Below are 14314 nucleotides of genomic sequence, written 5' to 3'. Positions count from 1 at the left end.
CCGGCACCGGGCCGGCTCCGACGGGCACCTGCTCCCCGCGAAGGCGGACGAGGCGCCCGGCAGGCGGCGCCGGCAGCGTCCCGGTCCCGAAGCGACGCCGGAGGTCCGTCCGTGACACCTGACCCGGCGGTACCGGACTCCGGGAAACTCGCGGGGAAGGTCGTCTCCGTCACCGGCGGTCCGACCGGCAGCCGGTGAACAGGGGCGGAACGGCGGGCCTCAGCTGTGGGAGAGGGCGAAGGAGACCAGGAAGCCGCTCACGGTGACCAGCCCGATGGCCAGGTGGGCGTCCTCGAACGCCTCGGGGATCATCGTGTCGGCGATCATCGCGAGGATGGCCCCGGCGGCCACCGCGGTCACGGCGGCGATCACAGCCGGGGAGAAATCCCCGATCACCGTGTAGCCGAGGACCGCCGCGAGGGTGCTCGCGGCGGCGATGGCGGCCCACACCCCGAAGACGTAGGCCCTGCCGCGTCCGGCCTTCTTCATGCCCGCCGAACTGGACATCCCCTCAGGAATGTTGCTGATGAACACCGCCGCCACGGTCACCGGACTCACCGCTCCGCCGTCGAGCAGGCTCACGCCGATGACCGCGGACTCCGGGACGCCGTCGAGCAGCGCCCCGAAGGCGAGCGCGAGGCCGGAGCCGGCCTGCTGCCCCTCCGACGGCTGCGCCTGTTCCCGCCGGTGCCCCGAGCGCTTGCGGTGCCGGGCGCCGCGGCGGGCCAGCCACATGTTGCCCGCGGTGTAGGCCACCGCGCCGGCCAGTGCGCCGACCGCCGCGGGAGCCAGCCCGGCCTGGTCGTAGGCCTCCCCGACCAGTTCGAAGCTGACCGCCGACAGCAGCACCCCGGCACCGAAGGCCATGACCGTCGCGATCACCTTCTGCGGGACCCGCAGCCCGTATCCCAGCGCCGCCCCGAGCAGCAGCGCCGAGCCCGCCACCAGTCCCCACCAACCCGCCTGAAGCACCTGTGTCATGCACTTCCGGTACCCGCCACGGGCCACCTCTTCCTCGCCGCGTCAGCCACAGGGGCTGATGAGGAGCAGGGCGATGTCGTCGCCGGGAGTGGGGGCGTGGCGGATGAGGGTGTCGGCCATGGCGTCCAGATCGGTCGGGTCCGCGTGTTCGAGGAGCCCCGCGAGGGCCGCGGTGGCGTCGTCGAGGTCCACTCCGGGAGCTTCGACGAGCCCGTCGGTGTAGAGGGCGAGCACACAGCCGGCCGGCAGGGGGAATTCCAGGGCCGGGTAGCGGGAGTCCGGCTCGATGCCGAGGAGGAGACCGGGGGGAACCGGGAGGACCTCGGTGCGTCCGTCGGCATGGCGGAGCAGGGGCGGCGGGTGTCCGGCGGTGGCCGCGCACGCGCGGTGGGCGGCGAGGTCGAGGCGGACGTAGAGGCAGCTGGTGAACAGGCCCGGCTCGAGGTCGGTGAGGAGACGGTTGGTGCCGGCCAGGACCTGATCGGGGGCCGAGCCCACGGTGGCGTGGGCGTGGACGGCGGTGCGGACCTGCCCCATGAGCGCCGCGGCGTCCACATTGTGGCCCTGCACATCGCCGATGGCGGCGCCGGCGGTGTGCTCGTCGTGACGGATGAGGTCGTAGAAGTCGCCGCCGACCCCCAGGCCCTGGGCCGCCGGAAGGTAGCGTGCGGCGACCTTCAGGCCGGGGACGTCGGGAAGCGTGTGCGGCAGCAGGGCGGACTGCAGCCGGTGGGCGAGGTTGTCCTTGGTGTCGTAGAGGCGGGCGCGGTCCAGGGCCTGCCCCACCAGACCCGCCATCGAGGTGAGGACGGCGCGTTCACCGGGCGGGAAGGCGCGGGGCCGGCGGTAGGAGAGGAGGAGGGACCCCCGGGGGCGGCCGGAGGCGATCAGCGGCAGGACGGCCCAGGCGGCCATCCCGTCCTCGTGCGCCGTCGCCGGGTAGTCGCGCTGAAGCTCGGCGAAACTCTCGAAGAAGCCGGGGACACCGGTGGCCAGGACCCTGGCGGCGGGGACGTCCGAGTTCAGGGGGATGGTGTCGAAGCGGTTGATGATGTCGGCGCTGTAGCCGCGGTGGCCGAGGATCCTCAGCCGGCCGTTCTCGGGGGCCATCAGCACCATGCCCTGAGCGCCGAGAGCGGGCAGGAGCTGGTCGGCGGTCTGGTCGGCCACGTCCTGTACGCCGATGGCCTCGGTCAGGGTGGCGGCCAGCTGCATCAGCTGGTACAGCAGGACGGCGCGGCTGGGACCGGCGGCCGACGCGGACGACGAGGCGGGAGCGCTCTCGGACGGGTCGGTGCCGGTGATGCGGACGCTGACGCCGGAGGGGTCCGGGTACAGCTCGAAGGCCAGCCAGGTGTCCGGGGGACGCAGGACGGTGAACGCCTGCGGCTGATGACTGACCAGCGCGGCCCGGTAGCGGTCCTCGACCTGGGGGACGTCCATCCACGGCAGCGCCTCCCAGGGCAGGGCGCCCATCAGCTCGTCCGGACCGGCGCCGAGGAGGCCGGCGGCGGCGGGGGTGACGAAGGTGAAGCGGCCGTTCATGTCCAGCGCGCAGGACCCTCCGGGCAGGCGGTCGACGAAGGCCGTGACCGCGGCCGCCTCACCGGGTGGGGCGGTGCTCCCCGACGGCAGGGACAGGGTCCGCGGCCGGCCGGCGGGCAGCAGCGGATCGCCGCGGTCCGCCAGCTCCTGGAGGAGGCTGCCCAGGCGGCGGCAGCCCGACTCGATGGCATCACGCTCGCCGGGACTGAGCCGCGACGGGTGGGTTCCGGGCCACAGCAGCACCAGCCCGCCCCGGACCGTGGCGCCCGAGGTGACCGGGGCGGCCGAGAGCGCGAAGTCGTACGGCAGCACGAGGGCCGGCCGCGGGTACCGGCGGGCCAGCTCCTCCTGCCCGCCGATCCACACCAGGCGCCGCTCGCGCACGGCGTCCGCCACCGGCATCGGATCGGTCAGCGCGATCCGCCGCCACGGAGTCGCGAGCTCGTGCGGGGCCCCCGCCACGATGACCAGCCACAGAGCGTCCTCGCCCGGCGGCAGCACATACAGCAGCCCGCCGTACGCGCCGCTCTCCCGCACCACGGCAGCCATCGCGGTTTCCATCAGCCGCCCACCTGAACCCCACCAACTTCCCAGCCGGCCGCCGGTGCGCCGACCCCGACGAGGCCGCATCACATTGGCCGCACCGAACATCACCTATATGCGGACAATATGCCCAATTCACCGCAAGGGCATCCAAACACCGGAGCGCCGCAGGACTCGACAAGGGCTTCCTGCGGCTCCCACCACGTACGACGGGCACCGGTCCGTCACCGCGGTCCGTCCGCCCCGGGTGAGTCACCAGTCACCGCTCACCGCCGAGGGCACCCGGTGTTCGGCGAGCGGCCCGACCGACAGGCCCGCCTCCAGGCAGCCGTCCACGATGCCGGGGAGGGCGCCCAGCGCGGCCCGCCAGCAGTCCGGCGCCGACATCCTGTCCGTGTCGTGCAGGAGGACGGTGCCGCCGCCGCGCAGACCGGCCGCGACGGCCGAGCGCACCGACGCCGGGGTGGCCTCGGCCGTCCAGTCCCTGCCCCAGGCGGTCCACAGCACCGGCCGCAGACCCGCCGTACGGGCGGCGGCCCAGCGTCCGGAGGTGAGGACGCCGTAGGGCGGGCGGTACCAGCGGGGGCGCCGGCCCGTCAGCTCCCGCACCGCGCCGGCCGCCCGCACCAGGTCGCGCACGTCGTCCGCCGGGGCCGGCAGCCAGGGGCGGTCGTGGCTCCAGCCGTGCACGGCCAGTTCGTGTCCGCGGCGGACGGTCTCACGGACCACGGAGGGATGTCGTACGACGTGCTCGCCCAGGACGAAGAAGGTCGCCCGGACCCCGAGTTCCTCCAGCGCGTCGAGGAAGCGCGGGGTGGACCCGGGATCGGGTCCGTCGTCGAAGGTCAGCGCGACATGGGCGGGGTGCCCGACGCCGGCGAGGCGGGGGAAACGGCGGCGCACCAAGGGCAGCCAGGTCGCGGCGGGGGCGATGTGCGCCGCGGCGACGCCGGCGACAGGAGCCAGCACGGCTGCCGCCCGCCGGGCGGGGGAGGGGCCTGGGGACACGGGCATCGGCTTCCGGCTCCTTTCCGCGAGAGGCGGCCGCGCCGTTTCGGGGCGCCTACGGCACCGGCCGGGGCGAGTCGGTACCCGGACTCCGCGACGCCGCGTCCCAGCTTCCGGAGACCGACGGGGCGCGGGCCAGACCCACGGTGCCCGCCCCCATGAGCGCCACGCCGAGCACCGCCGGCACCACCCGCACACCGAGCGTGATCTGTTCCCCGAACAGCGCCCACCCCAGCGCCACGCTCGTCAGCGCGTCACCGAGGGTCAGGGCGGGCTGGGACGCCGCCAGTGTCCCGGCCCGGAACGCACTCTGGAGCAACAGGAAGGCGACGGCCCCGGCGACGGCGGTGGCGTACACGGGCCACGTCCCCAGCACGGCGCCCACCCCGTCCGGAATCCTGCCGGTCACCTCCTTGAGCAGCGCCGCCGTCAGGGAGAACGACACGGCCGACGCCAGCCCCAGCAACCCCGCGCGGGGCGCGCCCCGCACCGTGCGGGCCGTCACCACCAGCACCACGACGGCCCCGAGCACCGCCCCCGCGGTCACGAGCCACCGTCCCGCGGAGGCCGTGGACCGGCCGGCGGTCGGAGCGACCGAGATCAGGAACACCGCCAGCCCGGCGGCCAGGGCGGCGAACGCCAGCCAGGTCCGGGAGTCCGGACGACGGTGGAAGACCACGCTGCCGACGACGAGGGTGAACAGCAGCTCGGCGGCCATCAGCGGCTGGACCAGCGCGAGACTGCCCACGCCCAGAGCCGCCGCCTGCAGGACCGTCGACAGCGCCAGCATCCCGGCCCCCGCGACCCAGTAGGGCCGCCGCAGCACCTTCCCGAGCCAGCGGACGGCCTGGCGCACGCCCGCGCCGCCCTCCGGTTCGTCCGCCGCGGCCCGCCGCTGCAGCACCGAGGCCGCGGCGTTGGACAGCGCCGCCAGCAGGGCCAGGACGACGACCAGCACGCCGGGACGCCGTTCAGCCGGACACGGCGGGCGGACGCGGCCGGCCGGGGACGCAGACCCCGTCCCGCCCCCGGACGACGGCACGCCACACGGCATCGGCGACCCGCTCCGGCGGCACAGGACCGGGCCACGACCGCCGGCAGGGGACGCCGCGCCGCCCGAGGAACGGCGTGTCCGCCACGCCCGGCACCACGAGGCCGACCGCGACACCGCCGCCGCGCGGCCCGTACCGCAGGGCGTCGGCGAAGACGCCCGGGAAGGCACCGGTCACCAGCGCGGCGCGCGGGCGCCCGGCGCCGCCGGCCGGGGCTCCCGGCACCGCCACGGACGTCCGGGGGAACGACACGTCGGCCGTGCCGGCAGGGGAAGCGTGAGACATGGGCTGCACCTCGGATGCGAGGGTGAACGCCCGGAGGACCGCTGTCCGCGGCTGCTCCCGGCGTTCGTCGGGGAGGGCACCCTGGAGTATCCCCGGTCCGGCCGCCGAAACGCGCGGGAGCGTGTTTCACCGGCGCAGCGCGGGAGACACACCACCCCGTGCACTCACCGTCCTCGGTACCCCGCCGGTACGCGCCGGCGGACGTCGGGCTGCGACTGCTGATCGTCAGCGCGAGCATGGGAGCCGGCCACGACACGGTGGCCCGCGAGCTCGCCCGCCGAGCCCGGGAACAAGGCCACGACGCGCAGGTCGTGGACCTCCTGCGGCTGCTCCCGCACGGCCTGGGAACAGGGCTGCGCCGCTTCTACCGGTCGTCGGTGCGCCACTACCCCTGGATGTACGCGGGCCTCTACCGGGCGCTGCTGCGCCCCGGCCCGCGGCACCGTCCCAGCGGCATCCCCCTCGCCCGGCTGGCGGGCCGCCGTCTGACGGACCTCACGGAGCGCACGGGCGCCGACGTGGTGGTCCCCGTCTTCCATCTGGCCGCTCAGCTGACCGGCCACCTGAGGGCCCGCGGGCGGCTGCGGCCCCCGAGCGCCGTCCTCGTGATCGACTTCGCCGTCCACCGGCAGTGGCTCCACCCCGGCAACGACCTGTACCTCTGCCTCACCGACGATGCCGCGCGGGAGGTGGACCGGCATATCGCGGTGCCCGTCGAGACGGCCGGACCGGTCGTGGCGCCCGGCTTCTTCGCGCCGGCCGCCGGAGCGGCGGAGTGGCGGCGGCGCTTCGAGCGGTACGCCCCCGGACGCCCGCCCGTCGTCCTGTCCGCCGGCGCCTGGGGCGCGGCCTCGGAGCTGGACGGGACCGCCCGGCTGCTCGCCGCCGCAGGTTTCCTCCCGATCGTGCTGTGCGGCCGCAACGAACGCCTGCGTGCCCGCCTGGCCGGGCTGCCGGGCACGCTCGTACCGGACTGGGTCACCGACATGCCCGGCCTGCTGCGTGCGGCCCGCGTCCTGGTCGACAACGCCGCCGGCCAGACCGCCGTACAGGCACTGGCCTGCGGGCTGCCCGTGGTGGGCTACCGCCCGCTGCCCGGCCACGGCGCGGAGGGCGTACGCCGGATGGCGGCGCTCGGCGTCTCGGAGACCGCCGCGGACGCCGCCACCCTGCTGCGCGCGCTGCGGCGGCTGTCGGCGGACGGCCCGTACCGGGAGCACCGGATCGACCGCGGGCGGCAGCTCTTCCGGGGAGACGTACTGGCCCGGGTGGCCGCGCTCGCCGGCCTGCCCTCCGAGTGACCGGGCGCTCATGGCCCACCTCGGTCGTCGCCGGGCGGCGGGGGCAGGTCCTCGGTGAACCGGTGCCCGTGGTGGTGGAGGAGCCAGCGGCCGAACAGGGCGCCGCCGAAGATGACGAACCCCACGCCGATGAGCCAGGACTCGACGATGAGGACGACACCGACGGTGCCGTAGCTGATCGCGTTGTCGATGATCAGTGGGCTGAAGACGAAGTAGGAGAAGCCCCGCAGGCCGATCAGGCCCGCCATGGTGGCGATCGCGCCCGGCAGCAGGTGCCACCGGCCGATCTGGCCGCCCAGCAGGAAGTACTGCCCCCACCAGAAGAACAGGACGCCGGTCGCCAGCGAGAGGGTGATCCGTTCCGGCCCGTGCAGGGCGTCGCGGGTCAGCACCTCCTGGTAGAGGTACGCGGTCAGGACGCACAGCCAGGTCGCCTGGCGCCAGATGCGGTGCCACGGGCCCGGCGGCAGGTCCCACATCCGCTCGTAGCCGTTCTGGACGCTCCCGCCGAACGGGATGCCGAACGCGGCGAGTGCCAGCACACCCCACAGGCTGGTGGTGCCGATCACCTCGCGCGGCGGGCTGATGATCTCCGTGAGGACACGCGCGGACCGGCCGGACAGCCCCATGCCGTCCGCCAGCCAGGCCGCGAAGCCGCCCCGCCCGAGCGGGTCGGCGGCGGCGATCACGATGAGCAGGGGCGCCAGCGTGACCAGCGCCAGCGTGGCGAAACCCATGGCCCTGTGCATCAGTTCGATGTCACGGCCGCGCCGCATCAGGGTGTGGGCGCCCAGCCACCTCCACCCGTGCCGGAGCGTGCGCGGGCCACGCCTCACGGTGCGCTCCTTCGTCGGCTTGCGTACACGCACCTGTGTCACCCCTCGGCAGACGGGACAAACCCGGTCGGGGAAGGTGCTCTCTCTCCTCGTGCGCGCGGCGGGCAGGAGGGGGCCGCGCCCTCGCGGGCCGCGGCACGGCCCCGGCGTACGTCCGCCACCGCGAGCCCGCGCGCCGCCGCCGGACCGGGGGCTCGTGACCGCGCCGGGGCCCTGTACGGTCCGCGGCACGCGGGGCCGGGCCGGCCGGTCGTGCCCGAGCCGTGGGACCGGCCGCCGGGCGTGCCGGGCCGGCGGCTCCCACGGGACGTACCGGCTCCTCCGTGCCACGGCGGCCGCACGAGGTGCGCTCCGGCCGGGCCGCCCGCCCGGTGGCCGGACCCCGCGCCGCCTCGCCGGCTCCCGCGCACGGCTCGCACGCCAGGAGCGCCTCGCGGAGCCGGTCGAAGCAGCGCCGCAGAATGCGCGAGACCTGCATCTGGGAGACGCCGACGGCGTCCGCGATCTGCTGCTGGGTGTACTCCCGGTAGAAACGCAGGTAGAGCACGCGGCGGTCACGCTCCGGCAGCCGCTTCACCAGGGCGGTCAGGGACACGGTGTCGACCACCCGGCCGAGCGCCGGGTCCTCCGCGCCGACCAGACGGGCGAGCGGGATCTCCCGGTCGTGCCCGGCGGGCTCGTCGAGGGAACGCGCACGGCACGCGTGCACCGCCCGCAGCGCGGACAGCACGCGGTCCTGTCCGAGCCCGGTGTGCCCGGCGATCTGCTCCGGGGTGGGCGAGCGGCCGCCGAGCCGCTGTTCGAGCTCCTCGACGGCCTGGAGGATCCGGCCGCTCGCCTCCTGCAGGGGACGGGGCAGCCGTACGGTGGCCGTACGGTCGCGCAGATGCCGCCGGAGCTCACCGGTGACCTTGGGGACCGCGTACGACAGGAAGGCGTGGCCCAGGGCGGGGTCGTAGCCGTCGACGGCCTTGATCAGTCCCAGGGAGGCGACCTGTACGAGATCGTCGAACTCCTCCCCGTGGCACCGGAAGCGGCGCGTGACGCGCCGCGCCATCGGCAGCAGCAGACGGATGACGTGCTCCCGGAGGGCGGCCCGCCGCAGTCCCGGCGGGTGCTCGGAGAGCTCGCGCAGCAGCGAGTCGAGCTGCTCCGAGGACGGCTCCGGTACGGCGTCGCGTGTCCGGATCACGTCGGCGGCTGAGGGGGACATGGGCCTCTCGGGGGTGTGACTCCGCTGTGGTCGGCGTTCGGGCGCGACGGCCGTTCCGCGCGGGAGAGGTGTGCACGCCAGTCTCGAAGTCACCCTTCGTCCGGGCCCCGAAACACGGCCTGAGCCGCGTGCGGGATCCCTGTCCGTCCCGCGAGTGACGTCAGGCACCGGCGGGTTGCGCTCCGGGCCGGCAGGTGCCGTCCGGCCGGGTGCGCCACCACCGGCCGGTGGTCCGCCCCGTCCGGGACGACGGCCCCGTACACCTCGCGGAAGAACGCGGGACCGGGACCGTACGGCGTCATCGCGTCGCGCATCGCCGGCCCCTGCCGGTCGCGGCCGGGGAGGGTGGAACCGCTGCCGCGCCCAGAGCCGAGAAATCCTCGAACAGGGCAGCGGCCGGTGGGTTCCGGGCGAGTACCCGGCAGGTGTCGTCCAGTACCAGGGCGGGGTGCCGGCCGTCGCGGAGCGAGTGGTGGACGCCGGCGTCGCCTACGCCACCCGCGTCTACGACGCCCCCCGAGGCGACCCGGGGGATCGGCTTCCCCCTGATCAACGTGCAGGCCAACCCGGCGAAGGCGCCGGGGCGGGGCGGCATCGTCCTGCCTGTCGAGGGGAACCGCTGGATCGTCACCCTGTCCGGCACCCGAGGCGGCGAACCCGCCGACGATCCCGGCGCCTTCGTCGATTTCGCCCTCGGCCTGGGCGATCCCGTCATCGGCGAACTCATCAAGGACGCCCGGCCGCTCGGGGACATCGTCACCACCCGCGCCACGGCCAACCGCCGTCGCTACTGCGAGCGGGCCAAGCGCTGGCCGGACGGCTTCGTCGTCCTCGGTGACGCCGTCGCCGGCTACAACCCCGGCCACGGCCACGGCCTCACCGTCGCCGCCCAAGGCGCTCTCGCCGTGCGCGACGTGCTGGGCGCGGCCGGGCCGGGACGCCCTGGCCTCTCGCGCCGTCTCCAGCGCGCTGCCGCACGACCGGTGGCCGCCGCCTGGGATCTGGCCGTCGGTCAGGACGCCCTGTATCCGGGAGCCGCCGGGACCCGGCCCAACAGCGTCGAACGTGTCCTCGCACGCTTCGTCGACAAAGCGGTGGAGACCGGCGCACGCAATCCGCGCCATGGCGGCGCTGCCGGACGTCATGGACCGGGAGAAACCGGCGACCCGCCTGTTCTCGCCGGACATGCTCGTCCCCGTGCTCATCGGTCCCGGAAAGCCCCACCCGCAGGGCCCGCCCCTCACCGGGACGGAGCGGAAGGCCGCTCTGCCGTAGCCGGGAGCCGGGCCGGCGCTGTGCTTGCCGCGGCGGACGCCGGCCGCACCGCCCTTACGAGTCGGTACGAGCGCGCAGGATTCCCTCGACGCCCTGCAGGAAGGTCTCCGAGACCAGTTCGGGGTCGAAGAGGCAACCGGCTGCCATGGCGCCGTCCCGGAGCATGACGAGGTGCCGGCCGGCTGCCCCGGCGGGTGCGTCGCCGGTCTCCGCCAGCAGCTCCGTGACGGTGTCCAGGAACCATTGCCGGTGGGCCAGGACGGCTCGGTGGATCGGATGGGCGGGGTCGGGATACTCGGCCACCGCGTTGAGGAAGGCGCAGCCGCGGAAACCGGGGGACCGGATGCCTTCGGTGATGGACCTGGCGACGGCCCGGACCCTGTCGGCCGCCGGCCGGCCGCTCACCAGGGCGGTGGCGACCTGCTCCCGGATTCCCCGGTCGGCCTGTTCGAGGTACGCGAGAACGAGTTCCTCCTTGCCCGAGAAATGCCGGTACAGCGTGGCCCGGGTCACCTGTGCCTCCGCGATGACCCGGTCGATGCCGACGGAGTGGATCCCCTCGGCGTAGAAGATCCGGCTCGCTGTGTGGAGCAGCCGCGCTCGCGCTTCGGACGTGCTGCCGCTTTTCGGGCTCCGACTCATGCCGTCAGGCTACCAAACAGGTAGAACGTTCGGTCTTGACAGTGACCGCACCGGTCCTCTTTGATCTGAGTGCAAGACAGAACGTTCTCCCTCCTGTCGGCGGTGTCTTCACGGCTCTCCGTGCACCCGGTCGCCAGGCAGGACCGCGCTGCTCCGCACCGATCCACCGTCACGGGAAGGCATTTCCATGGACACCCTCGTCGGCACCACCCCCACCGGCGTTCCTTCCGCCTTGCGCAGGCTGTACTTCCTGCGGTTCGCGTTCGCCGCCGTATGGGCCGCCCTGCTGTTCGCGACCGCCGGCACACTGGGGGCGCTCAGTACGTTGCTGCTGCTGGTCTACCCCCTGTTCGACGTGGCGGCCGCGGTCGTCGACGTCCGGTCCGCGAAGGCGAACGGCGGTACGGTCCGGCTCCTGTACGCGAACATCGCGATCAGCTCACTGACGGTCATCGGCCTGGCCGTCGCCGTCACGTCGGGCATCCCGGCCGTCCTGCGGGTCTGGGGGATCTGGGCCGTCACCTCGGGACTCGTCCAGCTCGTCGTGGGCGCGGGCCGCAGGAAACTGGGCGGCCAGTGGCCGATGATCATCAGTGGCGCCGTCTCCACGGCCGCCGGCGCGTCCTTCTGCGCACAGGCCGGCAGCGACGATCCCACCTTGGCGAACCTCGCCGGCTACGCCTTCGCCGGAGGTGTCTTCTTCCTCGTCTCGGCCCTCCGGCTGAACCGCACCCGCGACGGGGAATGACCTCCCCGGGCCCGGACGGGTCAGCCGGAGTCGTCGAACATGGCCAGCAGCGCCTGCTCGTCCGTCTCCGGTACGGGCTGTTCCGGCTGCGGCACCTGCTCGGCCCATACCGTCTTGCCCTGCGGCATGTAGCGGGCGCCCCAGCTGCTGGTGAACTGCGCCACCAGGAACAGGCCGCGCCCGCCCTCCTCGGTCATGGCCGCCCGCCGGATGCGCGGAGAGGTGTTGCTGCGGTCGGAGACCTCGCAGATCAGTGAGTTGTCGCGCAGCAACCGCAGGCACACGGGCCCCCGGCCGCCGTACCGCACGGCGTTGGTGACCAGCTCGCTGACCACCAGCCCGGTGTTGAAATCCAGCTCCGACAGGCCCCAGGCGGCGAGCTGATCACGGGTCAGCGCCCTGGCCCGCGCCACGACCGAGGGATCGGACGGGAACTCCCAGGACGCCACCCGGTCCCCGGACAGCGCGTGCACACGGGCCAGCAGAAGGGCCACGTCGTCGTACGGGCTGCCGGGCAGGAGGGTGCCCATGATCCGGTCGCAGATGTCCTCCAGCGCCGGGCCGCCGTGGCTCAGCGAGTCCAGCAGCCGCCCGGTGCGCACGTCGGTGTCCCCGTAACCGCGGTCTTCCTTGAGCAGGCCGTCGGTGTACATCGCCAGCAGGCTGCCCGCGGGCAGGTCGACGGTGGCGGACTCGTACGGCTGGATCCCGCCGAGCCCGAGCGGCGGACCGCTCGGCAGGTCCATCAGCCGCGCCCGCCCGCCCGGCGTCAGCACGGCGGGCGGCGGATGACCGGCCCGGGCGGCCGTGCAGCGGCACGACACCGGGTCGTACACCGCGTACAGGCAGGTCGTTCCCGTCGCGGGGTCCTGCTCGTCGGCCGATTCGTCAGGAGTCCGGCTGACCAGGTCGTCCAGGTGGGCCAGCACCTCCTCGGGCAGCAGGTCAAGACCGGCCAGCGTCCGCACCGCCGTACGCAGCCGGCCCATGGTCGCCGCCGCCTGCAGGCCGTTTCCGGGCACGTCCCCGACGACCAGCGCCACGCGCATCCCGGACAACGGGATCGCGTCGAACCAGTCCCCGCCCACACCGGCCCTGGCGTCCGCGGGCAGATAACGGGAGGCGAGCTCGGCGGCGCTCACCCGGGGCAGCACGTGCGGAAGCAGGCTGCGCTGCAGCGTCAGGGAGGCGCGGTGCTCCCGGCGGTAGCGGCGGGCGTTGTCCACGCTGATCGCGGCACGGGCCGCCAGTTCACCCGCCAGCGTCAGGTCGTCCTGCTCGTACGGCTTCGTCCTGCCGCGGCGGTAGAAGCCCGCCAGGCCCAGAACGGAGCCCCGCGCGGACAGCGGCGCGCCCAGATAGGAGTGCACGCCCTCGCCGAGCAGGCCGACGGGGTGCGCCCGGCCGGCCGGCGACCCGGACAGCGCGGCGGTCGGCACCGAGTCCGTCACCGGCCGCCCGGTCTCCAGACACCGGGCCTGGGGCGTACCGGCGGGGTAGCCGGCCGGTTCGTCCACGCCGCCGGCCGGGACGCCGCGGGAGTCCTCGCCCGCCCAGGCGGCCACCCGGCGCAGTGCCGTACCGGGACGCAGATGCCCCGGCGGCGGCTCTTCGCCGGCCAGGACACCTTCCACCAGGTCGACGACGACCAGGTCGGCGAAGCGCGGCACGGCGATCTTCGCCAGCTCCTCGGCGGTACGCCACATGTCCAGGGTGGTGCCGAGCCGTATGCCCGCCTCGTTCAGCAGGGACAGCCGCCCGCGGGCCTCGGCGGCGAGCCTGCCGACGCCCGGCTCGCCGACCAGCAGCAGCCACGCGTCGGTCGGCCCGGCGGCGTGCGGTTCTGTCCTCGCACCGGGCGCGTCCGCGCCCGCCGTCACGGAGGAACGGTCCAGGAGCGGCACATGACGGCCGTCGGGGGCGGTCACGGTGCCCCGGTCCGACGCCCCCGTGCCGCGGGCGTCCTCGAAGCTGACCTCGACCGCCGCGCCCTCCGCGTCGCCGTGGTGCAGCTCCCGGCGGCGCAGCACGGCCACGCGGCTGCCCGCGAGGGGCACCTCGGCGAATGCCTCGCCGGCCGAGGAGATCAGCTCGACGGCACGCTCCAGCAGCATCAGCTGCTCCTGCGAGGCCAGGCGGGGAGCCGGCCCGCCGGACCGGTAAAGCTCACCCGAGCCGAGGTCCAGCTCGGCGTGCCCGCCGCGCTCCCTGGCCCGCTGGAAGGAGCGCATCAGCTCGAGCTCGCGGGCCGCGCTCAGCTCCAGCAGGCGCTCCCCGATGCGCTCGGTGGCCTTCTGCAGGACCAGCGCCATGCCGGGGTCGGCCAGCACCCGGGGCACGGAGAGGTTGACCGCGCCCCGCACGGTGCCGCCCACCGGGTCGCGCACCGGCGCGGCCATGCAGGTCAGCTCCTTGAGGTCGTGCAGGAAGTGTTCGTGGCCGACGACCACGAACGGCGCCCGGGTGCTCAGCACCATGCTGACGCTGCTGGTCCCCATGAACCGCTCGTCGACATTGGCGCCCGGCACCAGGGAGGCGGCGTCCATCAGCTCCAGCCCCGCCGGGGCGCCCCACCGCTCCACGAGGTTCGCCCGTGAGTCGGCCAGCGCCACGGTCACCGGCACGCCCGAGAACCGTTCGTACAGGCGGTTCAGCACCGGCGCGGCGGCCCTGATCAGCCGGGAGTCGGGATCCAGGTCCCTCTCGACCGGCAGGGCCGCCCCTTCCTGGTCGATGCCGAGCGACTGCGAGCGCTGCCAGGAGGCGAGGATCTCCGGGCGTACCCCGGCGACCGGCTGCGTCCGGCCGCCGGGACCACTGCCCGAAGGAGTCGGATACGGGTCCACAGGATTCAGAGTAATCGGGCAAATGGGACGTGCGCTCGG

Annotated in this window: 11 protein-coding genes and 1 pseudogene; 3 read left to right on the top strand and 9 right to left on the bottom strand. The window is 74.5% G+C overall.

What is annotated here, in order from left to right; translation table 11 throughout:
• Window positions 1-219: 219 nt before the first annotated feature.
• From ACFV5H_RS03940 to ACFV5H_RS03920, 5 genes are all read right to left on the bottom strand, one after another.
• Window positions 220-981 carry a ZIP family metal transporter gene (locus tag ACFV5H_RS03940; RefSeq protein ID WP_385049839.1) on the bottom strand — a complete coding sequence of 254 codons (762 nt, stop codon included), beginning with the start codon at window positions 979-981 and terminating at the stop codon, window positions 220-222.
• A 42-nt stretch (window positions 982-1023) separates the two neighbouring features.
• Window positions 1024-3087 carry a SpoIIE family protein phosphatase gene (locus ACFV5H_RS03935; protein ID WP_385049842.1) on the bottom strand — a complete coding sequence of 688 codons (2064 nt, stop codon included), beginning with the start codon at window positions 3085-3087 and terminating at the stop codon, window positions 1024-1026.
• A gap of 234 nt (window positions 3088-3321) precedes the next feature.
• Window positions 3322-4083, bottom strand: coding sequence for a polysaccharide deacetylase family protein (locus tag ACFV5H_RS03930; protein WP_385049845.1), 762 nt, complete (start codon window positions 4081-4083; stop codon window positions 3322-3324).
• A 49-nt stretch (window positions 4084-4132) separates the two neighbouring features.
• Window positions 4133-5035 (bottom strand): DMT family transporter, encoded by a 903-nt coding sequence (locus tag ACFV5H_RS03925; RefSeq protein WP_385192646.1) that lies wholly within the window; start codon window positions 5033-5035, stop codon window positions 4133-4135.
• A 13-nt stretch (window positions 5036-5048) separates the two neighbouring features.
• A complete protein-coding gene (locus ACFV5H_RS03920; protein WP_385192643.1) occupies window positions 5049-5414 on the bottom strand; it encodes a hypothetical protein in 366 nt (121 codons plus the stop codon).
• A 236-nt stretch (window positions 5415-5650) separates the two neighbouring features.
• Between ACFV5H_RS03920 and ACFV5H_RS03915 the strand changes: the two genes are divergently transcribed.
• A complete protein-coding gene (locus ACFV5H_RS03915) occupies window positions 5651-6715 on the top strand; it encodes a galactosyldiacylglycerol synthase (RefSeq protein WP_385049875.1) in 1065 nt (354 codons plus the stop codon).
• A gap of 8 nt (window positions 6716-6723) precedes the next feature.
• Here ACFV5H_RS03915 and ACFV5H_RS03910 read toward each other — a convergent pair whose 3' ends face one another.
• The gene (locus tag ACFV5H_RS03910) at window positions 6724-7491 is read right to left on the bottom strand and encodes a ribonuclease BN (RefSeq protein ID WP_385049878.1); all 768 of its coding nucleotides are present in this window, start codon (window positions 7489-7491) and stop codon (window positions 6724-6726) included.
• The gene (locus tag ACFV5H_RS03905; protein ID WP_385049853.1) at window positions 7475-8764 is read right to left on the bottom strand and encodes a sigma-70 family RNA polymerase sigma factor; all 1290 of its coding nucleotides are present in this window, start codon (window positions 8762-8764) and stop codon (window positions 7475-7477) included. Before ACFV5H_RS03905 ends, ACFV5H_RS03910 begins: the two co-directional genes overlap by 17 nt.
• Window positions 8765-9209: 445 nt before the next feature.
• Between ACFV5H_RS03905 and ACFV5H_RS03900 the strand changes: the two are divergent.
• Window positions 9210-10039, top strand: a pseudogene (locus ACFV5H_RS03900) (pyridine nucleotide-disulfide oxidoreductase); the annotation flags it as partial.
• A gap of 54 nt (window positions 10040-10093) precedes the next feature.
• Here ACFV5H_RS03900 and ACFV5H_RS03895 read toward each other — a convergent pair.
• A complete protein-coding gene (locus ACFV5H_RS03895; RefSeq protein WP_385049856.1) occupies window positions 10094-10681 on the bottom strand; it encodes a TetR/AcrR family transcriptional regulator in 588 nt (195 codons plus the stop codon).
• A gap of 187 nt (window positions 10682-10868) precedes the next feature.
• On the opposite strand from ACFV5H_RS03895, the gene ACFV5H_RS03890 reads away from it, so the two are divergent.
• Window positions 10869-11429, top strand: a complete 561-nt coding sequence (locus tag ACFV5H_RS03890) for a hypothetical protein (RefSeq protein WP_385049859.1) — start codon at window positions 10869-10871, stop codon at window positions 11427-11429.
• Window positions 11430-11449: 20 nt separating this feature from the next.
• Here the strand turns inward: ACFV5H_RS03890 and ACFV5H_RS03885 are convergent, their stop codons facing one another.
• The gene (locus tag ACFV5H_RS03885; protein WP_385192641.1) at window positions 11450-14275 is read right to left on the bottom strand and encodes a SpoIIE family protein phosphatase; all 2826 of its coding nucleotides are present in this window, start codon (window positions 14273-14275) and stop codon (window positions 11450-11452) included.
• Window positions 14276-14314: the final 39 nt, after the last annotated feature.

The organism is Streptomyces sp. NPDC059787 (genome assembly GCF_042732315.1).
GTDB lineage: Bacteria > Actinomycetota > Actinomycetes > Streptomycetales > Streptomycetaceae > Streptomyces > Streptomyces atrovirens.
Note: the sequence above shows the minus strand (reverse complement) of the source record. Positions and strands in the feature narration are given on the sequence as shown.